Source organism: Pseudomonas sp. 50_B (assembly GCF_017491625.1).
Lineage (GTDB): Bacteria > Pseudomonadota > Gammaproteobacteria > Pseudomonadales > Pseudomonadaceae > Aquipseudomonas > Aquipseudomonas danubii.
On the sequence record NZ_JAFGYX010000012.1, the window covers coordinates 109,759 to 134,148 of the forward strand.

Consider the following 24,390-nt stretch of genomic DNA (forward strand, 5'->3'; position numbering starts at 1 on the left):
ATAGGACGTTGCATGACCGATCACGCGTTGCTCCTGGTCAATCTCGGTTCGCCGGCCTCCACTTCGGTGGCGGATGTGCGCAGCTACCTCAACCAATTTCTCATGGACCCTTATGTCATCGACCTGCCATGGCCGGTGCGGCGCTTGCTGGTGTCGCTGATCCTGATCAAGCGCCCGGAGCAGTCCGCCCACGCCTATGCATCGATCTGGTGGGAGGACGGTTCGCCGTTGGTGGTGCTCAGCCGCCGCTTGCAACAGGTGATGAGCGAGCAGTGGAAACAGGGGCCGGTGGAGCTGGCAATGCGTTATGGCCAGCCTTCGATCGAGTCGGCGCTGCTCAAGTTGGTGGCCCAGGGGCAGAAGAAAATCACCCTGGCACCGCTCTATCCACAGTTCGCCGACAGTACCGTGACCACGGTGATCGAAGAGGCCAAGCGTGTGGTGCGCGAGCACAAGCTGGATGTGCAGTTCAGCGTGCTGCAACCCTTCTACGATCAGCCGGAGTACATCGAGGCCCTGGCGGCCAGCGCCAGACCCTACCTGGCCCAGGAGCATGATCATCTGCTGCTGAGCTTTCACGGTCTGCCGGAGCGGCACCTGACCAAACTGGACCCGACCGGCCAGCATTGCTTCAAGGATGCCGACTGTTGCCGCAACGCCTCTGCGCAGGTGCTGGCCACCTGTTACCGCGCTCAGTGCATGCGGACGGCCTCGGCCCTGGCCGAGCATCTGGGGTTGGCGCAAGGCTCCTGGTCGGTGTCGTTCCAGTCGCGTCTGGGACGGGCCAAATGGATCGAGCCCTACACCGAGGCACGGCTTGATGAGTTGGCCAAGCAGGGGGTGAAGAAGGTCATGGTGATGTGCCCGGCTTTTGTTGCCGATTGCATCGAGACCCTGGAGGAAATTGGTGATCGCGGTCGTGAGCAGTTCCGCGAAGCCGGAGGTGAGGATCTGGTGTTGATCCCATGCCTGAATGACGACCCGCAATGGGCGCAGGCCTTGAACACCTTGTGCGCTAGGGCGCCGTTGGCGTTGTAAACGGCTTCGCCGGCAAGCCAGCTCCTGCGGAGCGGACTTGCCGGCGAACGCGTCTTCAGATCAGAGGCTCGTCGGCCTTCTTGTTCTTCCAGCCGTCATTACCCGGCAGCACCAGATTCAGCACGATGGCGACGATGGCGCACAGGGCGATGCCCTTGAGGCCGAAGTCGTCCGGACCGGTACCGGTTCCTACCAGTACGCCGCCGATGCCGAACACCAGGGTCACCGAAACGATCACCAGGTTGCGGGCTTCACCCAGATCGATCTTGTGACGGATCAGGGTGTTCATACCCACCGCTGCAATCGAACCGAACAGCAGGCAGAGAATCCCGCCCATGACTGGCACCGGGATGCTTTGCAGCAGCGCGCCGAACTTGCCGATAAAGGCCAGGGTGATGGCGAAGACCGCCGCCCAGGTCATGATTTTCGGGTTGTAGTTCTTGGTCAGCATCACCGCGCCAGTCACTTCGGCATAGGTGGTGTTGGGCGGACCGCCGAACAGGCCGGCAGCAGTGGTGGCGATGCCGTCACCGAACAGGGTGCGATGCAGGCCGGGCTTCTTCAGGTAGTCGCGACCGGTCACGCTGCCGACGGCAATCACCCCGCCGATGTGTTCAATGGCCGGCGCCAGGGCCACCGGGACAATGAACAGGATCGCCTGCCAGTTAAACTCCGGGGCGGTGAAGTGCGGCAGTGCCAGCCAGGGCGCGGCGGCGATCTTCGCGGTGTCCACCACGCCGAAGTAGAAGGACAGGGTAAAGCCCACCAGCACCCCGGAAATAATCGGCACCAGGCGGAAGATGCCTTTGCCGAACACCGCGACAATCAGCGTGGTGAGCAGCGCCGGCATCGAGATCATCATCGCCGTCTGGTAATGAATCAGCTCGCTGCCGTCGCCAGCCTTGCCCATGGCCATGTTGGCGGCGATCGGGGCCATGGCCAGGCCGATGGAGATGATCACCGGGCCGATGACCACGGGTGGCAGCAGGCGGTCGATGAAACCGGTGCCCTTGATCTTCACCGCCAGGCCCAGAAAGGTGTAGACGAAGCCTGCCGCCATCACCCCGCCCATGGTCGCCGCAAGGCCGAACTGGCCCTTGGCGAGAATGATCGGAGTGATGAAGGCAAAGCTTGACGCCAGGAAGACCGGCACCTGGCGGCCGGTCACTACCTGGAACAACAGAGTCCCGAGACCCGCCGTGAACAGCGCCACGTTCGGGTCAAGACCGGTAATCAGCGGCATCAACACCAGGGCGCCAAAGGCCACGAAGAGCATCTGCGCGCCAGACAGTACCTGGCGCCAGAGCGGATCGTTGAACTCATCCTGCATGATCAGGAGTCCTTCTGCTTGGTGCCGAAGATCTTGTCACCGGCATCACCCAGGCCTGGAATGATGTAGCCATGTTCGTTGAGCTTCTGATCGATGGAAGCGGTGTAGATGGTCACATCCGGGTGCGCCTGCTCCACGGCGGCGATGCCTTCGGGGGCGGCCACCAGGACCATGGCTCGGATGTCACGGCAGCCGGCTTTTTTCAGCAGGTCGATGGTGGCAACCATGGAACTGCCGGTGGCCAGCATCGGGTCAATGATCATCGCCAGACGTTCGTCGATTTCCGGAACCAGTTTTTCCAGGTAGGTGTGGGCCTGCAGGGTTTCTTCGTTGCGGGCCACGCCCACGGCGCTGACCTTGGCGCCCGGAATCAGGCTCAGCACGCCTTCGAGCATGCCGATACCGGCGCGCAGGATCGGCACCACGGTAATCTTCTTGCCGGCGATTTTCTCGACCTGGACAGGGCCGCACCAGCCTGGAATTTCATAGCTTTCCAGGGGCAGGTCTTTGGTGGCTTCGTACGTCAGCAGGGCACCGACTTCCTGAGCGAGCTCGCGAAAGTTCTTCGTGCTAATGTCTGCGCGGCGCATAAGGCCAAGTTTGTGTCGGATCAGCGGATGGCGGATCTCACGGATGGGCATAGGGAAAGGCTCCGGCGGCGGGCAAAAAAAACGGCCTAGATTAATCTATCCGGGGTTGTTGTCCTATAGACATAAAGTACGTTAGTCCAGAAACGCTTGATCTGATCGGGCCGGATGCGTACCTTTGCCCGCTTTTCCGAAACTGCCACCCCCTTGGAGAGCGCCATGTCCGCTGATCTCGAGCATATCCGTCAAATCATGCGCGAGGCTGACTGCCTGTACACCGAAGCTGAAGTCGAGGCGGCCATCGCCCGGGTCGGTGCACAAATCACTGAAGAACTGGCTGAGCGCAATCCGGTGGTGTTCTGCGTCATGAACGGCGGCCTGATCTTCGCTGGCAAGCTGCTGACCCACCTGCAGTTCCCCCTGGAAGCCTCCTACCTGCACGCCACGCGCTATCGCAACGAAACCAGCGGCGGCGAGCTGTTCTGGAAGTCCAAGCCGGAAGTCTCCTTTATCGACCGTGACGTGCTGATCATCGACGACATTCTCGATGAGGGGCACACCCTGGGCGCCATCATCGACTTCTGCAAACATGCCGGTGCCCGTGCCGTGCACACGGCAGTGCTGATCGACAAGGAACACGATCGCAAGGCCCGTCCGGACCTCAAGGCCGATTACATGGGCCTGCCTTGCGTCGACCGTTACGTTTTCGGCTACGGCATGGACTACAAGGGCTACTGGCGTAACGCCGCCGGCATCTATGCCGTGAAGGGGATGTAAGACATGAGCGTGCCGAGCTTTCTCGATCAAGCCTTGTTCAGTGACCTGGCTGAGAAGGCGGCGGCCAATCCCCGTGGTCGTCAGCACCACAACTTCCACGCCATGGAAGAGCCTTGCCATCGCATGGCGGTGGCGCTGCAACCCTCGACCTATGTTCCCCCGCACCGGCACCTGAGCGCCGACAAGGCCGAGACCCTGTTGGTGCTCAAGGGGCGGTTGGGCGTGCTGATCTTCGATGAGGCGGGCCAGGTCCAGGGCAAGCGCGTCTTGCAGGCCGGTGGTGACTGCATCGGTGTCGATCTGCCGGCCGGGGTGTTCCATGGCTTGGTGGTGCTTGAAGCCGACAGCCTGATGTTCGAATGCAAGGCCGGGCCTTACCGTCCGGTGGGCGAGGGCGAACAGGCCAGTTGGGCGCCTCGGGAAGGCGAGCCGGGAGTGGCGCAATACCACGCCTGGATGCGTGCGCAATTCGACTGATTGTGTTCCCCCGTTTGTCGTATCCGCAGCCTGCGGCAGGCGCCTCAGACTGCGGTGCAGGATTTGCGGCAAAAACCCATGCTAGAGTGTTCAGCCCTTGATTGGAGCCTGTCATGAGCCTGTTGATTCGCACTAGCGCGGCCCTTCTTCTGAGCTTGAGCCTGCCCCTGGCAGCCGCTCCGGCGCCTCTGCACGGGCAATTCTTGCCGCCTGACGACCTGACCCTGCGCGACTCGGTCCCTGAACAGCAGCAGCTGTTGCAGGTGACCGAGTATTCCGTGGTGATCGGCAGCCAGCGCCAATCCAATCAGCAGCCGATTCCGGTGACATCACCGGTGTGGGTGCGCCTCAAGGGCAAGCCGCTGAACAAGGGGGCCACCATCAGCCAGGTACTGGTGAATTTCGACGGTGAAAGCAAAAGCCTGAAAAAGCCCCAGTACGACGCCAAGTCCAGGACCTTGACCCTGTATTACCCCCTGGCCCAGTACCGGGCAGTGATGGACCTGCTGCGTAACGACACGGTGTATTGCCAGTTTCTCAGTTATGCCAATGGTCATATCTGGGCTGACTTGCACACCGGCAGCGTGCGTCCGCGTTGAGGCCCGAGGCGGGCTGAGGGTAAACTGCCCGCCCCGTGAAATGTCTGCGAGCTGGAGTCGGCGATGCGTAAAGATAAGAAACAAGTGATTGGTGACGAGATCAGCGACGAGCAGATCAAGTTGTTCCTCGATTTCGAGCCGGTCGACGCCACTTCGCCGTCCCTGCACAAACTGATCAAGGCCTACCGTGGCCTGCGCATCGACGATTTCGAGCGCTTCCTGACCTTCTTCGTAGCAGCCGGTCTGGATCTGGATGGCAAGGATGAGCACGGCCAGACCTTCGTTGATCTGATCAAGGATCAGCGCAACGCCGCCGACTACATCGAGCTGATGGACAACGCCCGCGGCTGACCCGTTCGGAAGGCATAAAAAAACGCCCCGTCCTTTGCAGGCCGGGGCGTTTTTTATGGGCGTCAGATCAGGCGCAGCTTTCGGTTTCCTTGCTGGGCTCGACCAGTTCCAGGCTCAGGTTATTTTCGCTGTTGATCTTGTGATACAGCGCTGCGTCGGTTTCCAGGGCCTTCTCCCGCGCCGGGAAAATTTCCTTGAGCTTGGTAGCCCATTCGCCGCTGGCCTTGGCCGGGAAGCAGCGTTCGATCAGTTCCAGCATGATCGACACGGTCACCGATGCACCTGGCGAAGCGCCGAGCAGGGCGGCCAGAGAACCGTCCTTGGCCGCCACCAGCTCGGTACCGAACTGCAGGATGCCGCCTTTCTTCGGGTCTTTCTTGATGATCTGCACCCGTTGCCCAGCCACTTCCAGGCGCCAGTCTTCCGCCTTGGCTTGTGGATAGAAGCGGCGCAGGGACTCCAGGCGCTGCTCCATGGACTGCATGACTTCGCTGACCAGGTATTTGGTCAGGTCCATGTTGTCCCGGGCTACGGCCAGCATTGGACCGATGTTGCCGGCGCGAACCGACATTGGCAGGTCGAGGAACGAGCCGTGCTTGAGGAACTTGGTGGTGAAGCCGGCATAAGGTCCGAACAGCAGGGATTTCTTGCCGTCGACCACGCGGGTGTCCAGGTGCGGCACCGACATCGGTGGCGAACCCACGGCGGCCTGGCTGTAGACCTTGGCCTGGTGCTGCTTGACCACTTCCGGGTTGTCGCAACGCAGCCATTGGCCGCTCACCGGGAAGCCGCCGAAGCCCTTGCTTTCTTCAATGCCGGAAGCCTGCAGCAGCGGCAGGGCCGCGCCACCGGCGCCGAGGAACACGAACTTGGCGTCGACTTCGCGGCTGTTGCCGCTGTTGACGTCCTTGATGCTCACGGTCCAGCCGTTGTCCTTGTTGCGCTTGAGACCGGTCACGCGCTTGCAGTACTTGACCTGGGCATCGGGTGCGCTGGTCAGGTGCTTGAGCAACTGGTTGGTCAGGGCGCCGAAGTTGACGTCGGTGCCGTTGATCACCCGGGTCGCGGCGATGGTTTCATCTGCCGGACGGCCCGGCATCATCAGCGGCATCCACTCGGCCATCTTGGCCTTGTCTTCGGTGTATTCCATGTCCGCGAAGGCATGGTGCTGGCTCAGCACTTCAAAACGCTTCTTGAGGAAGGACACACCCTTGTCGCCCTGCACGAAGCTCAGGTGCGGCACTGGGCTGATGAAGGACTTGGACGAGCCGAACGTGCCTTTCTTGGTCAGGTAGGACCAGAACTGTTTCGACACTTCGAACTGGGTATTGATGTGTACGGCTTTCTTGATGTCGATGCTGCCATCGGCGGCCTGTGGCGTGTAGTTCAGCTCACAGAGGCCAGCGTGGCCGGTACCGGCGTTGTTCCACGGGTTGGAACTCTCCGCGGCACCCGAATCCATCAGCTCGACGACTTCCAGCTTGATTGCGGGGTCGAGCTCCTTGAGCAGTACAGCGAGGGTGGCACTCATGATGCCGGCCCCAACCAATACGACGTCTACTGCTTCGTTATGCGCCATTAACGCGTCTCCAAAATCTGCAGCACCAAATTGACGGCATGGCTGCCAGGAGTGACGGGGCGGTTCACGTAATGCCCCAGGTTACCCATGGCCAGGATCGCCATGTCCGAATCTTCGCAATTCTTTGCAACTACTGCGGACGCTGCCAACCGGGCCTCAAGGTGCATATGAACGCATCTCGGGGCGCCTCAGGCAATTCGACTTATGGTCGATACATCCGCTCGTGCAACCAAATCCGTCAGCGGACAGGCTTCAAGCACCAGTTCTTGAGGAGTGCTCGGTCCTGTGTAATCGGGCTGTTGTAGAGGCCAATGGTGCCAGTTCAGACGCAAAACTATTCATTTGCTCGCCACACTCTTGTGAAGTTGTGAAAACCCGTTTTTTCACGCTCTTTTGAAGACGTGAACCTCAAAAAAGGGCTGCCTCGGCCTGGCACCTGGCCCGAGCGGTGTTGCCGGCATGCAAGGCACGCGGGCACAACGGGCAAAATTCAGTGGCCGAGCAATGGCAGCTCTGCAGATTCGCGAAAAGTGGAGGTTTGCAAGGTGGTACAGCAAGCACGCCAGCTTCACTCGATCTGTGTGGGCGGCTCTCTGTGGGCGGTGCGGGGTGCCAATGCAGTGGCGTTGGCGGTACTGCGAGGCCCGATCAGGAGACGTCCTTATAATCGGGGGGAGATTGTAACGAAGAAATGCGCAGAAATGATCCTGTTTCGTGACTTTTATTAGGCTGTTGGTCAGGTGGCCAGTATCGGTCGCACCAAGGAGCTGGCGCAGCGTGGGCTGATCCGGGCGCTGGCGGGTAATACCTGGTGCAACCAGTTCAGGCGAATCTCCTGGATTTCCACCCAACCGTCACCCACGGGAGCCGCCGGGCAGTGTTTGAAGGCGCGGCAACGGCCTTGGCCATCGAGCAGGGCAAAGCTGCGGAACTGCTGACGCGGGGCGAACAGGGAGCGAAGGAAGTTCATAACCGAACACCTGTGAGTGGGTCATTGACGATAAGAGTGCCCTTGAGCCGTTACATCATGATGTATTGCGAGTGAACGGCAGGTTACAGGAACCTGGTTGTACGGCACCTGTCTGAGACTTGACTAACTCTTGCCTGACGCTGGTTCGTCGCGGTTATGCACCGCTATACTGCGGCCCTGTTTGTGCCTGATTCCTGGAGAGATGAGCATGTTGCAACGCCTGTTGTTCGGTTTGATCACTGTGACCAGCCTGTCGCTGGTGGGTTGCGCCCACAGCCCGCAACAACTGAGCCCGGAGCCGAAGCTCACGACCCAGTTGGCCCCCGTCGGCCATGGCCAGCCGGTGGTGGTGAAAGTGGTTGATGGACGTCCATCGCCGACCCTGGGTACCCGTGGCGGTCTGTACCCGGAAACCAGCGCCATTACTGTGCAGAGCGCGCAGATCCTGCCGAAACTGCAGGCCCAGGCCGAAGCCGCGGTACGTCTGTTGGGCTTCACCCCGACCGCTGGCGGCAGCAATGCTCCGCAGTTGACCGTGACCCTGGCCGAGCTCAAGTACCAGTCGCCCAAAGAGGGCCTGTACGTGACCGAGGCCACCATTGGCGCCACTTTCCGTTCCGATGTGCAGAACGCCAACCGTCGCTACAGCGGTCGCTATGGCGCCTCCCTTGACCAGCGTTTCGGCATGGCGCCGAACCAGGACACCAATACCAAGCTGGTGAGCGACGTACTGAGCGATGCGCTGACCCGTCTGTTCAAGGACCCGACCGTCGGCCAGATCCTCGGCGAGTAAGGCGCCGCTGCGGCTTCATGCCCGCTACTGGCTCCGTCACTAAAAAGCCCGGCTGCCCATCAGGCAGCCGGGCTTTTTGCTGTTCGCGTGTCAGGCCGCCTCGACGTAGAAGTCCAGCATGCTGACGCCGGTCAGCAGATCGGTTTCCGGCAAGTCCGCATGCTGATGTCCGCCCAGGGCGCAATACACCAGCCAATGCCGGTCCTGAACGTTGAAGGCCAGGGCGCCCACTAGCGCTTGCTGTTCTTCACTGGGGGCTATCAGGTAAAGGCGATCCTGGTTTTCTGCGTGCAGCATGACAAGCTCCGTGGGGCATCGAGGGGCAACAGACTGGCTTGTTTAGATGACGAAAAGATGACGTTTCAAATTAATTGGTCGACACCTCGTTACTGGTCGGAAAGCCCCCGCGTTTATCCGGGGATTGAGTAGAATCCGCGCCGCGGGTGCACTCGACGACCCGAATACAGGTTTCATTCGAGGTTCATGATGTCGCTGCAACTGATCTGGTCGATGTTCAACGCCCACCCTGCCAAATTGATCAACCTGCTGGCCCTGCTGTTTGCTTGCCCGGGCAGTTGGCTGCTGCACGCCACTCGTTGCCGTGAACGGCGGGCCCTGGCCAACCTGGCCGTCCAGAGTGAAGACCGGGGGCTGGGTCAACCCATGCTGGACCCCGCTACTTTACGAATGAACCGATTCTTCTACCGCTTCGGTTTCGCTTGCCTGGGGCTGGCATTGCTGGTGTCCTGGATCAGTACGCGTTTCTGACCGATCCTTGAACCGCAGACATGACAACGGCGCCCGCGGGCGCCGTTGTGCGTTGCAGTGCCGCGATTACAGCGCCAGGCCTGCCTTGACCCGGTACTGATTGCGCACCGGATTGGCATATTGCAGCACCAGGTAAGGGCGGTGCTCCGGTGGGCAGGCGTCCAGCCGGCGCTGCCATTCTTCCTCGGCCTTGGCCAGTTCCTGTGGCGCGAAGACCTCGGCGGCGCTCGGTACCTGCAGTTGCGGGTCGGCATCGCTCCACTGGGCATACGCCAGGTAATGCACCGGGAACAGGCGGTAGCCGCCGAGAATCTGCCGGTCCATTTCCATGGCCAATTGCTTGGTGTCTTCGAACAGTTCGCTGATGGGGGCGGCGAAGTTCACGTGGACCCGGCCCTTATAGCCAGTGATGCCTTTGGCGATGCTCACGTCATCCTCCCCTGGCGCTTTGGTGTAGCTGCCGGTGGTGGCGCGGATGTACAGCTCCCGGGCCTTGGCCTGGTCGCAGGGGTCATATTCGTAGCTGATGGACACCGGGGTCAGGTTCAGCGATTGGATGACCTCGCCAAACGGCTCGTCCTTGCGGCTCATGTGGAACATCTTGAGGATCGCTGACTCGGTGCGGTCGTCGCCATCCTTGGCCCGGCCTTCGGCCTGGGCGATCCAGATCGACTGGACGTCGTTGCGGATCGAATGGTTGATATAGGCCGAGAGCAGTTGATAGGCCGCGAGTTTTTCCCGGCGCCCGCTGATGGAGCGATGGACGATGAAACTCTTGTTCAGGCGCATCAGGTCGCTGACGAACGGCTTCTGCAGCAGGTTGTCGCCAATGGCGATGCGCGGTGTCGGCAGTCCGGCGTGATACACCGCGTAATTGACGAAGGCCGGGTCCATGACGATGTCGCGATGGTTGGCCAGGAAGACATAGGCGGTGCCGGATTTGAACTGCTCGACGCCGGTATAGGTCACGCCGTCGGTGGCACGTTCAATGGTGTGGTCGACGTAGAACTCGACCTTGTCCTGCAGGGTCGCCACCGAAGTGACCCCGGCGAATTCGCGGCGCAGGCGATGGGCAATCAGGGGTTTGAGCAGCCAGCCGAACGTATTGGCAAAACGCGGGAAGCGGAAGTGGGTGAGGATATCTAGAAACGCCTTGTCGCTGAGCAGCCGGGCCAGCACCGCTGGTACTTCGCTGTCGTGGTAAGGTCGGATGGCATCGAATTCGCCCATCATGCTCTCTTGTTAGAAACGGCTAGGGTAAGAAAAGGTCTGTATCGAAAAAAGCCGGGCATGGTCTGAAAGTTCAGCTCAAACAAAAAAAGCCCTGCAAATAGACCGGCGATTATACGCATAAGTCACTCTGGAGACGGCGATGCTGGAAACCGACCATTATCAATGCCCTTACTGTGGCGAACAGGCAGAAGCTGTATTGGACCTGTCCGCCGGCGACCAGACCTATATCGAAGACTGCCCGGTGTGCTGCCGGCCCATTGTCTTCACGCTGCAAACCGATGGTCGGGAGTGGATGCTCGATGTCCACAGTGAAAATGACTGAGTGGGGCGTGGTTCTTATGCAGCGCATCTATGAGCCGGAAAATCTGATGGAAGGCGAGTTGCTCCAGTGCATGCTGGCGAGCGAGGGTATCGAGGCACACCTGCAAGGGCGCGATTTGTTGGGCGGGGCGGGGGAGTTACCGCTGTTCGGACTGCTGGGGCTGACGGTGGAGAATGATCAGGCGCAGCAGGCGCTGGAACTGATCGCTGCGTACAATGCGGCCCAGCCATTGCCCTTTGAAGAACCGGATAGTTTTACCGGGGTGCTGGTCTGTTAGGCTGAGCGCCGATTTGCCGAGAGTTGTATTGCCCCATGTGTGGACGTTATGCCCTGTTTCGTTGGAACCCCGCTTTTGCCGCCTTGCCGGGATTTCCCGAGGATCAGCGCGCGCAGTGGAATATATCGCCCAATGATTCGGTGCTGATCCAGCGGGTCGAAAACGGCCAGCGCATGCTGGCCCGGGCCCGTTGGGGGCTGACCCCGCCCTGGCTGACGGACCTGTCGCGTACCCCGGCTCATGCCCGGGCGGAAACCCTGGCGGAGCAGCCGATGTTTCGTCAGGCGTTCCGTGAACGCCGCTGTCTGTTACCGGCCAACGGCTTCTATGAATGGCGCGGCGGAAGTCGTAAACGGCCTTATTGGCTGACGCCGGGTGAGGGTTCGTCGATATTCTTTGCCGCGATCTGGGAAGCCTATCCGGTACAGGAACAGGTCTGGTTGAGTACTGCGGTGGTGACTCAGGCGGCTGCCAATCTGCGTCGTCCGTTGATCCTGGATGCCGCTGCCCAGGAAGTCTGGCTCGATCCCGAGACGCCGCTACCTGCCTTGCAAGCTTTGCTCGCTCAACCGCCCGCCGTGTTGCGCGAGCGGGTCCTGGCCAACCTGGTCAACGACCCCAAGCTCAACGGCCCCGAGTGCCTGACCCCCGCCTGATTGGCTGGCAATAGAAGCTGGCTTGCCGGCGCAAGGGCCTTGAGCCACCTTCACCGAAAAGCCGGCTTCCAAGAGGGATGGAGCGGCGGCGTGCTGCCGGATTAAACCTTGAACTGATTGATCAGGCGCCGTTGCTGTTCGGCAAGCTTGGTCAGCCCGGCGCTGGCGGCGCTGGACTCATCGGCACCGCTTGCTACCTCGTTGGCCACCTGGCCGATGTTGATCACGTTGCGGTTGATGTCCTCGGCCACTGCGCTCTGCTCCTCGGCGGCGCTGGCGATCTGGGTGTTCATGTCGTTGATCACCGATACCGCCTGAGTGATGGTTTCCAGAGCCTGGGCTGCCTTGGCCGCATGCTCCACGCTTTGGTCGGTCTTGTGCTGGCTGTCTTCCATGACCCGCACCACTTCCCGGGTGCCCTGCTGCAGTTGCTGGATCATCGACTGGATTTCTTCCGTGGCCTGCTGGGTCTTCTGGGCCAGATTGCGCACTTCGTCGGCGACCACGGCAAAGCCGCGGCCCTGTTCGCCTGCTCGTGCCGCCTCGATCGCTGCGTTAAGGGCCAGAAGATTGGTCTGCTCGGCAATCCCACGGATGGCAATAAGAATCGCGTTGATGTTCTCGCTGTCCTTGGCCAGGGTCTGCACCACGCCCACTGCGCGACCGATTTCCTCGGCCAGGGCGCCAATCGAGCTGGAGGTGTCGCGCACGATCTGCATGCCCTGGCTGGCGGCCTGATCGGCATGACTGGCCGCTTGCGCGGCCTGTGTCGCATTGCGGGCCACGTCCTGGGCGGTGGCGGTCATTTCATGCACTGCCGTGGCCACTTGGTCGATTTCCACCATCTGTTTATGTACGCCCTGGTTGGTGCGAATGGCGATATCGGCGGTATGTTCCGAGGAATCGCTGACGCTCTGTACCGAGGTCACCACTTGGCTGATCATTGCCTGCAGCTTGGCCAGGAAGGTGTTGAACCCTTTGGCGATGGAGCCCAGCTCGTCGGCCCGGTCGCTGGTCAGGCGCCGAGTCAGGTCACCTTCGCCCTGGGCGATATCATCGAGCATGGCCACCATCTGCCGCAGTGGACGTGCGATGCCGTGCCCCACCAACCAGATCACCAGCAGGCCGAGGCCAGCAATCACCAAGCCGACCATGGCCATGCCGAAGGTGTCGGCCTTGCGCTGTTCGGCCAGGTCGCCTTGCAGCTTGTCCAGATCGGCCATCACCGCCCCCAGGGGCAGTTGCAGCATCAGTGTCCAGTTGGCATCGGTCTGACCGATACCGAACGGCAGGTACAGGGCAATCTGGCCGTTGGCCTGGTCGACGTTGTAGGTCACTTCGCCGCGCTTGAGGTTGGACAGTCTGGCCACGGTGTCTTGGCGCAGCACGTCGCTGACTTTCTCGCCGAACTTGCTCGAATCCTTGGTGTAGGCCACCAGACGGCCGTTGCCGCCGATCAGGGCCATTTCCCCGGCACCGTTGTAGAGCTTCTGATTGGCAGCGACCAGCATGTCCTGAATGAAGTTCACCGACAGGTCAGCGCCGACGATGCCCTGGAATTTGCCGTTGAGCAGGATGGGCTGAATAAAGGAGGCGAGCATCACCACCTTGTCGCCGACCTTGTACGGAGCGGGGTCGATGACGCAGGACTTGAGGCTGTCCTGGGAGCACAGGTAGTACTCGCTGGTACGCACGCCGGTGGAGAGCAGGGTCCGGTCGTTGACGTCGGCCAGCTTGTCCAGGCCCAGGCTGCCGTCTTCGTTGCGGAACCACCAGGGCAGGAAGCGCCCGTTGGCGGCGTCCATGCCTACCACCGAGGTGCCGATGTAAGCCGCGTCGTTGTGGTCGATGGCACCCGGCTCCCAGGCGATGTAGGCGCCGAGGATCTTCGGATTCTGGGTGACGTTCTCCTTGATCAGGGCGATCAGCTGTTCACGGTTCAGGCTGAGTCCGGCATGGCCTTGGGAGTCCTGGGTGCCCATCAGGGCATTGACCCGCACCAGGCCGCCGGCAATCAGCAGTGGCGCTTCCAGTTCCCGTTGGATCTGGCTGACCTGAGTCTGCGCCAGGCCGCTCAGGCGCTGTTCGATGACTTGCTCGAATTGGGCCTGGGTCCGCTCTTGCACCATTTGCTGGGTCTTGGCCCCGGAGAACAGGGCGTACAGCACCAGGGCTACAACCACGCTGAGGACAATGGCACCGGCCAGGGCGGCGACGGAAAACTGGATCGACTTGAACTTCATAGAGGCTCCGGGCGCAGGAATTTAGGTCTGCCGTGCTGTATCGGCCGCAGCCTCGCCGGTCATTAGCCTGGAGAGGAGAAATGACTGTTTCAGATGGTTAAAGGTCGTTATTGGCGGGGGCGTGTTGCAGGCCGTTGGCGGCCTCGGGCGAAATGTGAAGATTTTTCGTCTGGATCTGGATGTATCTGAATTGCGACTGAATGCGTGTTTTGCATCTGGCGCGGACACAGTTCCGCCCTTAGGATACGCGCCATGTTTTCAGGGAGGTTTCATGATGAAGAAGTCGTTACTCGTATGTGCGTTGAGCGCTGCTGTGCTGCTGACCGGCTGTGAAACGGTCAATACCACCAGCGGTGGCGTGGTGGGTGTGGATCGCAAGCAGTCGATGTTCAGCATGCTATCCAGTGCTGAAGTCAACCAGTCCTACGCCCAGTCTTATCAACAGACTCTGGGTGAGGCCAGCAGCCAAGGCGTACTGGACAAGACCAGTGCCAATGCCAAGCGCCTGCAGGTCATTGCCAATCGCCTGATTGCCCAGGCACCGACCTTCCGTCCCGACTGCGCGCAGTGGAAATGGGAAGTCAACCTGATCAAGAGCGACGAGCTCAACGCCAACTGCGGTCCTGGCGGCAAGATCATTTTCTACTCCGGGCTGATCGAAAAGCTGAAACTGACCGACGATGAAATCGCTGCGGTCATGGGTCATGAAATTGCCCACGCCCTGCGCGAGCATGGTCGTGAAGCGATGTCCAAGCAGTACGCGGTCGGTGCAGGCAAGCAGATCGCTACCCTGTTCGGTGTCTCGCAGGAAACCGTAGCCCTGGGCGACAACGGGGTGAGCCTGCTGATGACTCTGCCCAACAGCCGCGAGAATGAAAACGAAGCGGACCTGATTGGTCTGGAGCTGGCTGCCCGCGCCGGTTACAACCCGAACGCGGCCATCAGCTTGTGGAACAAGATGGGCCAGGCTGCCGGTGGTTCTGCGCCGCCCGAGTTCATGAGTACTCACCCGGCTTCCACCAGCCGTATCGCCTCCTTGCAGGCGGCGATTCCAAAGGTGATGCCGTTGTATGAGCAGGCCAAGAAGTCCTGATCCATTGCTTCATTTGCGCTGAGGCTTTCGCCGGCAAGCCGGCTCCTGCAGGTTGTGTAGGAGTCGACTTGCCGGCGATTTCATTTACAGCCAGCCACTGATCTGCATGGCCTTGTACACCGCCACTACGGCGAGGATGAAGAAGGCCGTCGCCGCCAGGCGACGAATCAGGGTCAGGGGCAGCTTGTCCGCGGCGAAGTTACCCGCCAGAACCACCGGCACGTTGGCAATCAGCATGCCCAGGGTGGTGCCGATGATCACCAGCCACAGATCCGGATATTGCGCCGCCAGCATGACGGTAGCGACTTGGGTCTTGTCGCCGATTTCAGCCAGGAAGAACGCGATCAGGGTCGTGAGGAAAGGCCCGAACTTGCGTGCGGTAGTGGCTTCATCGTCATCCATCTTGTCTGGAACCAGGGTCCACAGGGCGGTGGCGGTGAAGCTGGCGGCGAGAATCCAGTGCAGGGTCGCGTCCGAGAAGAAGCTGCCGAACCAGGCACCTACCGCGCCGGCGGCCGCATGGTTGGCCAGGGTCGCGGCGACGATGCCGGCGATGATGGGCCAGGGTTTGCGAAAGCGCGCGGCAAGAATCAGGGCGAGCAGTTGCGTCTTGTCGCCGATTTCGGCCAAGGCAACGATTGCGGTGGGAACGAGGAGAGAATCCAGCATCATCAGGGTTTTCCTAAGGGGCGGGTCGACACGGCTATGACACGTACAGCCTTCCCGCCCCGGGTAAGGTGTGCGTGTCATAGGTCTTGTCAAACCCTGCGGTCCGTCTGTGCGGACTCTTGGGTCGCATGCGCCATGGTCTGAGGACCAAGTATGTTGACGCATGCCGGACGAGCGTGGCGCTCGTGGGAGACTACTCCCCTAGGACGGAGCGGATTCTGCCTAGGCAAACTCCATTCGGCAAGCCTTGTTTGCGAAAAGAAGGTCAGCCGCGTTTGGCCCGATAAATCCGAAATCCCTGGCCTTCGGCCTTGATTGCGCAGGGTCCGAGGTGCTCTTCGATCAGGGGTTGGTAGCGCAGGAAGCTGTTGGCCACTACCCGTAGTTCGCCGCCTTTTTGCAGATGTTTGGCCGCTTTTCGCAGCAGGTTTTCTGTGGCTTGGTAATCGGTGTGGACCCCGGTATGGAAGGGGGGATTGGTCAGAATGCAGTTCAATTCCATGGGCGCGGCATCAATTCCGTCGCCGGTCAGCACCTCGGCCTCAAGACTGTTGGCGGCCAGGGTCAGGCGACTGCTGGCGGCGGCAAAGGCGTCCACATCCAGCAAGGTCACGCTGTTGTCCGGGTAGCGGCGCTTCACTGTGGCCCCCAGCACGCCGGCGCCACAGCCGAAGTCCAGCAGGTGGCCGGCGGGCAAGTGATCCAGATGCTCCAGCAACAGCGCGGTGCCGCGGTCCAGGCGCCCGTGGCTGAACACGCCCGGCAGGCTGACGACCGTCAATGGACCTTCGGCCAGGGGCAGTTCGTATTCCTGGGCCAGACTCTCCAGCGCCACCGGTTCGGGAGCGTTGGCGACCGTGACCTGCCACAGCTGGCAGTGGCGCGCGCTGTCGAGTTTGCGCGGTTTGCCGAAAGGGTTGAGTTGCTTGGCGGCGCTCTCCACGCCGCTGCGCTTCTCGCCCACCAGATACAGCTCGCGTCCGGCCAGGCGTGAGGCCAGGGCGTTGAGCAGGTAGTCGGTGAGGTCCTTGGACTTGGGCAGGAACAGCACGGCGCTGTCGAAGGATTCTGCCGGTGCTTCTACGCCAAAGTGGCTGCGGCCTGGAAAGCGTGCCTCCAGGGCCGCGTGGTCACCGGCGTGCCAGCTCCAGCCACGGGCATTGGGCAGGCGCCCGAGCAGGTCATCCGCGGTCAGGCCGGCCAGCAGCAGTGAGCCTTGAAACAATTGAGCCTGGCGTAACAGTACTTCACTGCGTGTGTCCATGATCCGCACCCGAAAAAAGTGGCGAAGTTTATCAACTCACGACACGCAGTGGGGCGCCACTGAAGAAGGCTTGGGCATTTTCCGTCAGTTGCCCGACGATTCGCTGGCGAGCTTCGCGGCTGCCCCAGGCATTGTGCGGCGTGACGATCAGGCGTGGGATATCACCGGCCAGCAGTGGATTGCCGTTCACCGGCGGCTCGACGCTCAGGACGTCGGTGGCCGCCCCACCCAGATGACCACTGCGCAGCGCATCGGCCAGGGCCTGTTCATCAATCAGGCCGCCGCGGGCGGTGTTGACCACCAGGGCGCCGGGCTTGAGCAGGGCCAGTTCCCGGGCACCGATGAAGTTTCGTGTGTGTTCGTTGAGTGGGCAGTGCAGGGTCAGGGCATCCACTTGTGGCAGCAGTTCCTCCAGCGGCAGGCGATCGGCTCGAGCCGGGCGTCCGGGGATCTGCCCCAATACCACGCGCATGCCAAAGGCTTCGGCCAGGCGTGCCACGGCGCTGCCCAGCTCGCCATTGCCCAGCAGACCCAGGGTCTTGCCCGCCAGTTCGATGATGGGGAAGTCCAGCAGGCAGAACTGCTTGGCCTGTTGCCAGCGGCCGGCGGCCACGGCTTGTTGGTAGTCGGCAACCCGAGTGGCGAGATTGAGCAGCAGCATCAGGGTGTGCTGGGCCACCGACGGAGTGCCATAACCCTGGCAGTTGCTGACGCTGATGCCTTGTTGGCGGGCAGCGGCCAGATCGACATTGTTGGTGCCGGTGGCGGCCACCAGGATCAGTTGCAGATCAGGGCAGGCCGCCAGGGTCTCGGCGCTCAGGGCCACCTTGTTGCTGATGGCGACCTGGGCACCCTGCAAGCGCTCGGTCACTTGCTCCGCGGGGGTGTGGGCATGCACTTGCAGGGGGCTGAAGCACTCATGCAGCGCACTCAGATCCAGGTCGCCCAGGTCCAGTGAGCTGTGATCGAGGAAGACGGCGCGGCGATTGTTGATCATGAACTGTACCTTTTGCACGAGGGATCTAAGGCGTAATCTGCCGAGCCTAACAGATGAAATAATTAGACATACACAGGAGCCTGCATGTACCTCACCGAGTTCTTGACCGTTGCCCTGATCCACTTGCTGGCGGTGGCCAGCCCCGGCCCGGACTTTGCCGTGGTGGTGCGCGAAAGCGTCACCCACGGCCGTCGCGCCGGTACCTGGACTGCCCTGGGAGTGGGCTGTGCGATCTTCCTGCACGTGGGTTACTCGCTGCTGGGGATCGGCCTGATCGTTTCCCAGTCCATCGTGCTGTTCAACGCCCTGAAGTGGTTGGCGGCGGCGTATCTGCTGTACATCGGCTACAAGGCCCTGCGTGCTCAGCCGGCCAAGCCGGCGGCGGACGACCTGCACAAGGAAGCCGGAGAGCGTACCGCGCGCGGTGCCTTTACTTCCGGTTTTGTCACCAATGGCTTGAACCCCAAGGCGACCCTGTTCTTCCTCTCGCTGTTCACCGTGGTGATCAACCCGCACACGCCCCTGGCGATCCAGGCCGGTTATGGCGTGTATCTGGCGGCGGCCACAGCAGTCTGGTTCTGCCTGGTAGCCATGCTCTTCAGCCAGCAACGGGTGCGTGCCGGCTTCGCCCGCATGGGCCACTGGTTCGACCGCACCATGGGCGCGGTGCTGATCGCCATCGGCGTGAAACTGGCCTTCACCGAGATGCATTGAACACTCTCCCCGGACAGGGCACGCAGGATCTCCTGAACCGCGCGAATACTGGCCTGGAGCTAGTATTGGTGCGGCCCTGCAAATCATCCCTTTGGCTGATTTAGCCGGCGCACGGGAACTTTAGAGTGGTCATCCTCCAGTCACGACCGAGCCGTCAGAAAAGGGATTCTTATGTTGCAGACTCGTGTTATTCCCCCCGCCGAAGGTGCTTATCAATACCCGCTTCTGATCAAGCGGTTGCTGATGTCCGGCGCGCGCTACGAGAAAACCCGCGAAATCATCTATCGCGACCAGTTGCGCTACACCTATCCGACCCTGATCGAGCGGGTGGCGCGTCTGGCCAATGTGTTGACTGCGGCCGGGGTCAAGGCCGGAGATACCGTGGCGGTGATGGACTGGGACAGCCATCGCTACCTGGAGTGCATGTTCGCTATCCCGATGATCGGTGCGGTGATCCACACCATCAACGTGCGCCTGTCACCGGAGCAGATCCTCTACACCATGAACCACGCCGAGGACCGCTTCGTGCTGGTCAACAGCGAGTTCGTCGGTCTGTACCAGGCCATCGCCGGGCATTTGACCACGGTGGAGAAAACCCTGCTGCTCACCGACGCACCGCAGAAGACTGCCGAACTGCCGAATCTGGTGGGCGAGTATGAGACCTTGCTGGCCGCCGCCAGCCCCCAGTATCAGTTCGAGGACTTTGACGAGAATTCGGTGGCCACCACCTTCTACACCACCGGCACCACCGGCAATCCCAAGGGGGTGTATTTCACCCATCGGCAACTGGTGCTGCACACCATGGGCGTCTCCACCATCATGGGCTCCATCGACAGTGTGCGCCTGCTAGGCACCAACGATGTGTACATGCCCATTACGCCGATGTTCCATGTGCATGCCTGGGGGCTGCCTTATGTGGCCACCATGCTTGGGCTCAAGCAGGTCTATCCCGGGCGTTACGACCCGGAGTACCTGGTGGAGCTGTGGCGCCGGGAGAAGGTCACCTTCTCCCACTGTGTGCCGACCATCCTGCAGATGGTGCTCAATGCCAAGGCGGCCCAGAACACCGATTTCGGTGGCTGGAAGATCGTCATCGGCGGCAGTGCGCTGAACCGTGCGCTGTACGAGGCGGCCAAGGCCAAGGGGATTCAACTGACGGCCGCCTATGGCATGTCGGAGACTGGTCCGCTGGTGTCTTGTGCTCACCTCAACGATGAACTGATGGCGGGCAGCGAAGACGAGCGCACCACTTACCGGATCAAGGCCGGGGTGCCAGGGCCCTTGGTGGAGGCAGCGATCATCGATGCCGAGGGCAACTTCCTGCCGGCGGACGGTGAGTCCCAGGGCGAGCTGGTGCTGCGTGCGCCCTGGCTGACTGAAGGCTATTTCAACGAACCGCAGAAGGGCGCCGAGCTCTGGGACGGCGGCTGGTTGCACACCGGCGACGTGGCGACCCTGGACAGCATGGGGGTGATCGACATCCGTGACCGGATCAAGGACGTGATCAAGACCGGTGGCGAGTGGATCTCCTCCCTGGACCTGGAAGACCTCATCAGTCGCCATGCGGCGGTACGTGAAGTAGCAGTGGTGGGCATCGCCGATCCACAGTGGGGCGAGCGCCCGTTTGCCTTGCTGGTGATCCGCGAAGGCCATGAGATTGGTGCCCGTGAGCTCAAGGAACACCTCAAGCCGTTCGTGGAGCTGGGGCACCTGAGCAAGTGGGCGATTCCCAGCCAGATCGCCCTTGTTACTGAAATTCCCAAGACCAGCGTTGGCAAGCTCGACAAGAAGCGCATCCGCGTCGACATCAGCGAATGGCAAGCCAGTAACAGCACCTTCCTCTCCACGCTTTGAGCGTCCTCTGCCGTGCCCGTCCGGGCACGGCATGCCCATCCGACAAGCCTTTGCCTTGTGCTCACGAGATTTTCAGCCATCCTTACCGCGCCGTCTTTCAACGGTTGTGGCAAAGGACTGTTCCAATGCGGTGGTCGGCTGCAAATCACACTTTAGAGGGATCAAGCAGTAATCCCTGCTGGATATAGTCCGCCTACGGATTTTTCTGAACAACGGAGCACTGTGGGGTGCTCGCGCCATGCAACTTCGGAATCGGGCAAGTGTTCATCCAACCGGTATTCGAAGCGTTTTCAGAAGAGCGTACTGCCATAAAAATAATGCACATGGAGTAGCGTCGATGACATCAGCAAACCAGTTCTGGCGCCGGGCGAAACTGCCCCTGGCCGTCGGTCTCGCCTCCACGCTCGCCGGGCCTGCATTCGGCGTCAGCTTCAATATCGGTGAAATCGAAGGCAGCTTCGATTCGTCCCTGTCGGTGGGGGCCAGTTGGTCGACCGCCGGGCGCAACAAGGACCTGATCGGGGTCAACAATGGCGGCAAGGGGCTGTCCCAGACCACCGATGACGGCCACTTGAACTTCAACAAGGGGCAGACCTTCTCGAAGATCTTCAAGGGCATTCATGACCTGGAATTGAAGTACGGCGATACCGGTGTGTTTGTGCGGGGCAAGTACTGGTATGACTTCAAGCTCAAAGACGAAGACATGGACTTCAAGAACATCAGTGACAACAACCGCAAGGAAGGCGCCAAGTCCTCCGGCGGTCAGATCCTCGATGCCTTTGTCTATCACAACTACTCCATCGCCGATGAGCCAGGCTCGGTGCGTTTGGGCAAGCAGGTAGTGAGTTGGGGGGAAAGTACCTTCATTGGCGGCGGTATCAACTCGATCAACCCGATCGACGTGTCGGCGTTCCGCCGTCCCGGTGCCGAGGTCAAGGAAGGTCTGATCCCGGTCAACATGTTCTACATTTCCCAGAACCTGACCGAGAACCTGTCGGCCGAAGCTTTCTATCAATTGGAATGGGACCAGACCGTTACCGACAACTGCGGGACCTTCTTCTCGCAGCCGGACAACATTTCCGATGGCTGTGACGACAACCTGCGTCTGCTCGCCAAGCGTTCGACCATCACCGCCACGGCCCCGGGCCGGGCGGCCCTGGCGGCGATGCAGGCGCGTGGCGTCGATGTCAATGAAGAGGGTGCGCTGGTGCGTCGCAGTGGCGACCGCGATGCCCGTGACAGCGGCCAGTTCGGTGTGGCTTTCCGTTACAACTTCGAGCCGCTGGACACCGAGTTCGGCGCCTACTTCATGAACTATCACAGCCGTGCGCCGATCTTCAGCGCCACCGGTGCACCTCAGTCGGCCTATACCATCGCCCCGGGCTTTGGCACGTTGGCGCCGGTGTGGATTGCCGGTAACTCGAAGTACTTTGTCGAGTATCCGGAAGACATCCGCCTGTACGGGCTGAGCTTCTCCACCACCTTGCCTACAGGGACCGCCTGGAGCGGCGAACTGAGTTATCGGCCGAATGCGCCGGTTCAGTTGAACAGCACCGATATCCTCTACTCCGCTGTCCGGCCTCTGGGAGGCAACTTCACCAATGCTTCCTTGCTCGATGGGATTCCTGGACAAGACCTTCATGGCTATCGCCGTAAAGAGATTACCCAGTTCCAGACCACCTTCACGCACTTCTTCGACCAGGTCATGGGTGCCAGCCGCCTGACCCTGGTAGGCGAACTCGGGATCACTCGTGTGGGTGGCCTGGAGAGCAAATCGGATGTGCGTTATGGCCGTGATCCTGTGTTCGGTCCTGGTGCCCTGCCTGCCACTCCCGGTGGACAGAACAGTTGCCGGGTGCTCAATGCCGCCACCATTGCCGGCGCAGGCCCAGGAGCCGATGCCAGTAACCTCACTTCCAACTGCAACAACGACGGCTTCACCACCGCCACCTCCTGGGGTTACCGCGGCCGGGCGATCTGGGAATACCCGGATGTATTCGCCGGTGTGAACCTCAAGCCGAACGTGGCCTGGTCCCATGACGTCAAGGGCTACTCGCCAGGTCCTGGCGCCAACTTCGAGGAAGGCCGCAAGGCCATCAGCCTGGGGCTGGATGCCGAGTACCAGAACACCTACACCGCGAGCCTGGCCTACACCAACTTCTTTGGTGGCGACTACAGCACCGTGGATGACCGGGACTTCCTCGCCTTGAGCGTTGGCGTGAACTTCTAAGCACACTGCATTTTCAGGAAGAACAACAATATGAACATCACCAAGAGTCTGTTGCACATCGGTGTGCTGGGACTGTCACTGCTGGCCACCGGGGTCATGGCCGCGGTCTCGGCCGATGAAGCGGCCAAGCTGGGCACCAGCCTGACGCCGATGGGCGCGGAGATGGCCGGTAACGCTGCCGGTACCATTCCCGCCTGGAAACCCCTGGCAACCAACGCCGGTACCGTGGACAGCAAGGGTTTCCTGTCCAACCCATACGGCAGCGAGCAGCCGCTGTTCACGATCACTGCGCAGAACGTCGAGCAGTACAAGGACAAGTTGGCCCCCGGGCAGTACGCGATGTTCAAGCGCTACCCGGAAACCTTCAAGATGCCGGTTTACCCGTCTCATCGCGGGGCCACGGTGCCTGCTGAGGTGTTCGCCGCCATCAAACGCAATGCCACCAGCACCAACCTGGTGTCCGGCGGCAACGGCCTGGAGAACTTTGAAACCGCGATTCCGTTCCCGATCCCGAAAAGCGGTGTGGAAGTCATCTGGAACCACATCACCCGCTATCGCGGTGGCAGCGTGACCCGTCTGGTGACCCAGGCCACGCCACAGGCCAACGGCTCCTACAGCCTGGTGTACTTCCAGGACCAGTTCGTGTTCCGCGACAAGATGAAGGACTACGACCCGAAAAACCCGGGCAACATCCTGTTCTACTTCAAGCAGAAGGTGACGGCCCCGGCGCGTCTGGCCGGTGGCGTGCTGCTGGTCCACGAGACCCTCGACCAAGTGAAGGAGCCGCGTTCGGCCTGGGTCTACAACGCTGGCCAGCGTCGTGTGCGCCGTGCCCCGCAAGTCTCCTATGACGGCCCGGGTACCGCCGCCGATGGCCTGCGGACTTCCGACAACCTGGACATGTACAACGGTGCGCCGGATCGCTACGACTGGAAACTGGAAGGCAAGAAGGAGATGTACATCGCCTCCGACAGCTACAAGCTCGACTCGCCGAGCCTGAAGTACGCCGACATCATCAAGGCCGGGCACATCAACCAGGACCTGGCTCGCTACGAGCTGCGTCGGGTCTGGCATGTGGTCGCCACCTTGAAGGAAGGTCAGCGGCACATCTATGCCAAACGTGACTTCTATATCGACGAAGACACCTGGCAGGCCGCGGTGATCGACCACTATGACGGTCGTGGTCAACTGTGGCGTGTGGCCGAGGCCCACGCCGAGAACTACTACGACAAGCAAGTGCCGTGGTATGCCCTGGAAACTCTCTACGACCTGCAGTCCGGCCGCTACCTGGCACTGGGCATGAAGAACGAAGAGAAGCAGGCGTATGACTTCGGCTTCACCGCGACCACCAGCGACTTCACTCCAGCCGCCTTGCGTCAGGACGGGGTTCGCTGATCCGCTGCAAATAGAGGCCGCATCCTCGGAAATTGCCCCGACTGGCTCGGGGCTTTTTTTTGCCTGGACGATTGTGGATTCGCAGATATGCACAACAATCTAGGCTGTTCCGGCAGGCTTTCTCCAGATGAATTAGTAGGTTGCCGGATAAACAACCGAAATAACGACTGATCA

Annotated in this window: 25 protein-coding genes and 1 riboswitch; of the genes, 15 read left to right on the forward strand and 10 right to left on the reverse strand. The window is 61.0% G+C overall.

Annotated elements, in window-relative coordinates; genetic code table 11:
* Positions 1 to 12 precede the first annotated feature (12 nt).
* Positions 13 to 1,038, forward strand: a complete 1,026-nt coding sequence (gene hemH / locus J5M73_RS18295) for a ferrochelatase (protein WP_102860273.1) — start codon at positions 13 to 15, stop codon at positions 1,036 to 1,038.
* Positions 1,039 to 1,093: 55 nt separating this feature from the next.
* Here the strand turns inward: hemH and J5M73_RS18300 are convergent, their stop codons facing one another.
* Both J5M73_RS18300 and upp read right to left on the reverse strand, forming a co-directional pair.
* Positions 1,094 to 2,368 carry a uracil-xanthine permease family protein gene (locus tag J5M73_RS18300; RefSeq protein WP_102860274.1) on the reverse strand — a complete coding sequence of 425 codons (1,275 nt, stop codon included), beginning with the start codon at positions 2,366 to 2,368 and terminating at the stop codon, positions 1,094 to 1,096.
* 2 nt (positions 2,369 to 2,370) lie between these two features.
* Entirely contained in the window at positions 2,371 to 3,009 is a 639-nt protein-coding gene (upp, locus tag J5M73_RS18305; protein ID WP_011063386.1) for a uracil phosphoribosyltransferase, read from the reverse strand.
* 165 nt (positions 3,010 to 3,174) lie between these two features.
* On the opposite strand from upp, the gene J5M73_RS18310 reads away from it, so the two are divergent.
* The 4 genes from J5M73_RS18310 to J5M73_RS18325 all read left to right on the forward strand — a co-directional run bounded on the left by J5M73_RS18310 (position 3,175) and on the right by J5M73_RS18325 (position 5,159).
* On the forward strand, positions 3,175 to 3,732 hold the full coding sequence (locus J5M73_RS18310; protein WP_042941423.1) for a hypoxanthine-guanine phosphoribosyltransferase: 558 nt from the start codon (positions 3,175 to 3,177) through the stop codon (positions 3,730 to 3,732).
* 3 nt (positions 3,733 to 3,735) lie between these two features.
* Positions 3,736 to 4,209: a WbuC family cupin fold metalloprotein gene (locus tag J5M73_RS18315; RefSeq protein WP_102860275.1), complete on the forward strand. Its 474-nt coding sequence runs from the start codon at positions 3,736 to 3,738 to the stop codon at positions 4,207 to 4,209.
* 113 nt (positions 4,210 to 4,322) lie between these two features.
* A complete protein-coding gene (locus tag J5M73_RS18320; protein WP_102860276.1) occupies positions 4,323 to 4,808 on the forward strand; it encodes a hypothetical protein in 486 nt (161 codons plus the stop codon).
* Positions 4,809 to 4,871: 63 nt separating this feature from the next.
* Positions 4,872 to 5,159: a PA4642 family protein gene (locus J5M73_RS18325; RefSeq protein WP_102860277.1), complete on the forward strand. Its 288-nt coding sequence runs from the start codon at positions 4,872 to 4,874 to the stop codon at positions 5,157 to 5,159.
* 67 nt (positions 5,160 to 5,226) lie between these two features.
* On the opposite strand, the gene mqo is transcribed toward J5M73_RS18325, so the two are convergent.
* Together mqo and J5M73_RS18335 are read right to left on the reverse strand one after the other, a co-directional pair.
* Positions 5,227 to 6,738, reverse strand: coding sequence for a malate dehydrogenase (quinone) (gene mqo / locus J5M73_RS18330; protein ID WP_102860278.1), 1,512 nt, complete (start codon positions 6,736 to 6,738; stop codon positions 5,227 to 5,229).
* A gap of 736 nt (positions 6,739 to 7,474) precedes the next feature.
* Entirely contained in the window at positions 7,475 to 7,708 is a 234-nt protein-coding gene (locus J5M73_RS18335) for a hypothetical protein (protein ID WP_102860279.1), read from the reverse strand.
* Positions 7,709 to 7,916: 208 nt separating this feature from the next.
* On the opposite strand from J5M73_RS18335, the gene J5M73_RS18340 reads away from it, so the two are divergent.
* Positions 7,917 to 8,501, forward strand: a complete 585-nt coding sequence (locus J5M73_RS18340; protein ID WP_102860280.1) for a YajG family lipoprotein — start codon at positions 7,917 to 7,919, stop codon at positions 8,499 to 8,501.
* A 90-nt stretch (positions 8,502 to 8,591) separates the two neighbouring features.
* On the opposite strand, the gene J5M73_RS18345 is transcribed toward J5M73_RS18340, so the two are convergent.
* Complete coding sequence (locus J5M73_RS18345; RefSeq protein WP_011063378.1) at positions 8,592 to 8,798, reverse strand: hypothetical protein; 207 nt, start codon at positions 8,796 to 8,798, stop codon at positions 8,592 to 8,594.
* A 189-nt stretch (positions 8,799 to 8,987) separates the two neighbouring features.
* Here J5M73_RS18345 and J5M73_RS18350 point away from each other — a divergent pair, with 189 nt between their 5' ends.
* On the forward strand, positions 8,988 to 9,269 hold the full coding sequence (locus tag J5M73_RS18350; RefSeq protein ID WP_162884090.1) for a hypothetical protein: 282 nt from the start codon (positions 8,988 to 8,990) through the stop codon (positions 9,267 to 9,269).
* A gap of 66 nt (positions 9,270 to 9,335) precedes the next feature.
* Here the strand turns inward: J5M73_RS18350 and J5M73_RS18355 are convergent, their stop codons facing one another.
* The gene (locus J5M73_RS18355) at positions 9,336 to 10,502 is read right to left on the reverse strand and encodes a 1-acyl-sn-glycerol-3-phosphate acyltransferase (protein WP_102860282.1); all 1,167 of its coding nucleotides are present in this window, start codon (positions 10,500 to 10,502) and stop codon (positions 9,336 to 9,338) included.
* A 139-nt stretch (positions 10,503 to 10,641) separates the two neighbouring features.
* Between J5M73_RS18355 and J5M73_RS18360 the strand changes: the two genes are divergently transcribed.
* Genes J5M73_RS18360 through J5M73_RS18370 form a run of 3 tightly spaced genes read left to right on the forward strand, consistent with a single transcriptional unit; the run spans position 10,642 to position 11,757 of the window.
* On the forward strand, positions 10,642 to 10,824 hold the full coding sequence (locus tag J5M73_RS18360; protein WP_016967048.1) for a CPXCG motif-containing cysteine-rich protein: 183 nt from the start codon (positions 10,642 to 10,644) through the stop codon (positions 10,822 to 10,824).
* A gap of 16 nt (positions 10,825 to 10,840) precedes the next feature.
* Complete coding sequence (locus tag J5M73_RS18365; protein ID WP_102860283.1) at positions 10,841 to 11,101, forward strand: DUF2007 domain-containing protein; 261 nt, start codon at positions 10,841 to 10,843, stop codon at positions 11,099 to 11,101.
* 35 nt (positions 11,102 to 11,136) lie between these two features.
* On the forward strand, positions 11,137 to 11,757 hold the full coding sequence (locus J5M73_RS18370; protein WP_102860284.1) for an SOS response-associated peptidase: 621 nt from the start codon (positions 11,137 to 11,139) through the stop codon (positions 11,755 to 11,757).
* A 101-nt stretch (positions 11,758 to 11,858) separates the two neighbouring features.
* Here the strand turns inward: J5M73_RS18370 and J5M73_RS18375 are convergent, their stop codons facing one another.
* Complete coding sequence (locus J5M73_RS18375; protein WP_102860285.1) at positions 11,859 to 14,000, reverse strand: methyl-accepting chemotaxis protein; 2,142 nt, start codon at positions 13,998 to 14,000, stop codon at positions 11,859 to 11,861.
* 274 nt (positions 14,001 to 14,274) lie between these two features.
* Between J5M73_RS18375 and J5M73_RS18380 the strand changes: the two genes are divergently transcribed.
* Complete coding sequence (locus J5M73_RS18380; RefSeq protein ID WP_102860286.1) at positions 14,275 to 15,093, forward strand: M48 family metallopeptidase; 819 nt, start codon at positions 14,275 to 14,277, stop codon at positions 15,091 to 15,093.
* Positions 15,094 to 15,177: 84 nt separating this feature from the next.
* Here J5M73_RS18380 and J5M73_RS18385 read toward each other — a convergent pair whose 3' ends face one another.
* The 3 genes from J5M73_RS18385 to J5M73_RS18395 form a co-directional block, all read right to left on the reverse strand.
* Complete coding sequence (locus J5M73_RS18385; protein WP_102860988.1) at positions 15,178 to 15,762, reverse strand: TMEM165/GDT1 family protein; 585 nt, start codon at positions 15,760 to 15,762, stop codon at positions 15,178 to 15,180.
* 92 nt (positions 15,763 to 15,854) lie between these two features.
* Positions 15,855 to 15,976, reverse strand: a riboswitch (yybP-ykoY riboswitch).
* Between the two features lie 51 nt (positions 15,977 to 16,027).
* Positions 16,028 to 17,026, reverse strand: a complete 999-nt coding sequence (locus J5M73_RS18390) for a class I SAM-dependent methyltransferase (RefSeq protein WP_102860287.1) — start codon at positions 17,024 to 17,026, stop codon at positions 16,028 to 16,030.
* 31 nt (positions 17,027 to 17,057) lie between these two features.
* Complete coding sequence (locus J5M73_RS18395) at positions 17,058 to 18,023, reverse strand: 2-hydroxyacid dehydrogenase (RefSeq protein WP_102860288.1); 966 nt, start codon at positions 18,021 to 18,023, stop codon at positions 17,058 to 17,060.
* 84 nt (positions 18,024 to 18,107) lie between these two features.
* On the opposite strand from J5M73_RS18395, the gene J5M73_RS18400 reads away from it, so the two are divergent.
* The 4 genes from J5M73_RS18400 to J5M73_RS18415 all read left to right on the forward strand — a co-directional run bounded on the left by J5M73_RS18400 (position 18,108) and on the right by J5M73_RS18415 (position 24,216).
* A complete protein-coding gene (locus tag J5M73_RS18400; protein WP_102860289.1) occupies positions 18,108 to 18,737 on the forward strand; it encodes a LysE family transporter in 630 nt (209 codons plus the stop codon).
* Positions 18,738 to 18,908: 171 nt separating this feature from the next.
* The gene (locus J5M73_RS18405; protein ID WP_102860290.1) at positions 18,909 to 20,591 is read left to right on the forward strand and encodes a fatty acid--CoA ligase; all 1,683 of its coding nucleotides are present in this window, start codon (positions 18,909 to 18,911) and stop codon (positions 20,589 to 20,591) included.
* A 337-nt stretch (positions 20,592 to 20,928) separates the two neighbouring features.
* Entirely contained in the window at positions 20,929 to 22,821 is a 1,893-nt protein-coding gene (locus J5M73_RS18410) for a DUF1302 domain-containing protein (RefSeq protein WP_102860291.1), read from the forward strand.
* Between the two features lie 30 nt (positions 22,822 to 22,851).
* Complete coding sequence (locus J5M73_RS18415) at positions 22,852 to 24,216, forward strand: DUF1329 domain-containing protein (RefSeq protein ID WP_102860292.1); 1,365 nt, start codon at positions 22,852 to 22,854, stop codon at positions 24,214 to 24,216.
* Positions 24,217 to 24,390: the final 174 nt, after the last annotated feature.

What these genes read in the sequence shown, in the direction of transcription:
- J5M73_RS18320 (WP_102860276.1), top strand. Translation starts at nt 4,323, where the DNA reads ATGAGCCTGTTGATTCGCACTAGCGCGGCCCTTCTTCTGAGCTTGAGC.
- J5M73_RS18335 (WP_102860279.1), bottom strand. Translation starts at nt 7,708, where the DNA reads ATGAACTTCCTTCGCTCCCTGTTCGCCCCGCGTCAGCAGTTCCGCAGC.
- J5M73_RS18350 (WP_162884090.1), top strand. Translation starts at nt 8,988, where the DNA reads ATGTCGCTGCAACTGATCTGGTCGATGTTCAACGCCCACCCTGCCAAA.
- J5M73_RS18300 (WP_102860274.1), bottom strand. Translation starts at nt 2,368, where the DNA reads ATGCAGGATGAGTTCAACGATCCGCTCTGGCGCCAGGTACTGTCTGGC.
- J5M73_RS18315 (WP_102860275.1), top strand. Translation starts at nt 3,736, where the DNA reads ATGAGCGTGCCGAGCTTTCTCGATCAAGCCTTGTTCAGTGACCTGGCT.
- J5M73_RS18380 (WP_102860286.1), top strand. Translation starts at nt 14,275, where the DNA reads ATGAAGAAGTCGTTACTCGTATGTGCGTTGAGCGCTGCTGTGCTGCTG.
- J5M73_RS18370 (WP_102860284.1), top strand. Translation starts at nt 11,137, where the DNA reads ATGTGTGGACGTTATGCCCTGTTTCGTTGGAACCCCGCTTTTGCCGCC.
- J5M73_RS18340 (WP_102860280.1), top strand. Translation starts at nt 7,917, where the DNA reads ATGTTGCAACGCCTGTTGTTCGGTTTGATCACTGTGACCAGCCTGTCG.
- J5M73_RS18375 (WP_102860285.1), bottom strand. Translation starts at nt 14,000, where the DNA reads ATGAAGTTCAAGTCGATCCAGTTTTCCGTCGCCGCCCTGGCCGGTGCC.
- J5M73_RS18400 (WP_102860289.1), top strand. Translation starts at nt 18,108, where the DNA reads ATGTACCTCACCGAGTTCTTGACCGTTGCCCTGATCCACTTGCTGGCG.
- J5M73_RS18360 (WP_016967048.1), top strand. Translation starts at nt 10,642, where the DNA reads ATGCTGGAAACCGACCATTATCAATGCCCTTACTGTGGCGAACAGGCA.
- J5M73_RS18385 (WP_102860988.1), bottom strand. Translation starts at nt 15,762, where the DNA reads ATGCTGGATTCTCTCCTCGTTCCCACCGCAATCGTTGCCTTGGCCGAA.
- J5M73_RS18310 (WP_042941423.1), top strand. Translation starts at nt 3,175, where the DNA reads ATGTCCGCTGATCTCGAGCATATCCGTCAAATCATGCGCGAGGCTGAC.
- J5M73_RS18415 (WP_102860292.1), top strand. Translation starts at nt 22,852, where the DNA reads ATGAACATCACCAAGAGTCTGTTGCACATCGGTGTGCTGGGACTGTCA.
- J5M73_RS18410 (WP_102860291.1), top strand. Translation starts at nt 20,929, where the DNA reads ATGACATCAGCAAACCAGTTCTGGCGCCGGGCGAAACTGCCCCTGGCC.
- J5M73_RS18405 (WP_102860290.1), top strand. Translation starts at nt 18,909, where the DNA reads ATGTTGCAGACTCGTGTTATTCCCCCCGCCGAAGGTGCTTATCAATAC.
- J5M73_RS18390 (WP_102860287.1), bottom strand. Translation starts at nt 17,026, where the DNA reads ATGGACACACGCAGTGAAGTACTGTTACGCCAGGCTCAATTGTTTCAA.
- J5M73_RS18345 (WP_011063378.1), bottom strand. Translation starts at nt 8,798, where the DNA reads ATGCTGCACGCAGAAAACCAGGATCGCCTTTACCTGATAGCCCCCAGT.
- J5M73_RS18355 (WP_102860282.1), bottom strand. Translation starts at nt 10,502, where the DNA reads ATGATGGGCGAATTCGATGCCATCCGACCTTACCACGACAGCGAAGTA.
- upp (WP_011063386.1), bottom strand. Translation starts at nt 3,009, where the DNA reads ATGCCCATCCGTGAGATCCGCCATCCGCTGATCCGACACAAACTTGGC.
- mqo (WP_102860278.1), bottom strand. Translation starts at nt 6,738, where the DNA reads ATGGCGCATAACGAAGCAGTAGACGTCGTATTGGTTGGGGCCGGCATC.
- J5M73_RS18365 (WP_102860283.1), top strand. Translation starts at nt 10,841, where the DNA reads ATGCAGCGCATCTATGAGCCGGAAAATCTGATGGAAGGCGAGTTGCTC.
- J5M73_RS18395 (WP_102860288.1), bottom strand. Translation starts at nt 18,023, where the DNA reads ATGATCAACAATCGCCGCGCCGTCTTCCTCGATCACAGCTCACTGGAC.
- hemH (WP_102860273.1), top strand. Translation starts at nt 13, where the DNA reads ATGACCGATCACGCGTTGCTCCTGGTCAATCTCGGTTCGCCGGCCTCC.
- J5M73_RS18325 (WP_102860277.1), top strand. Translation starts at nt 4,872, where the DNA reads ATGCGTAAAGATAAGAAACAAGTGATTGGTGACGAGATCAGCGACGAG.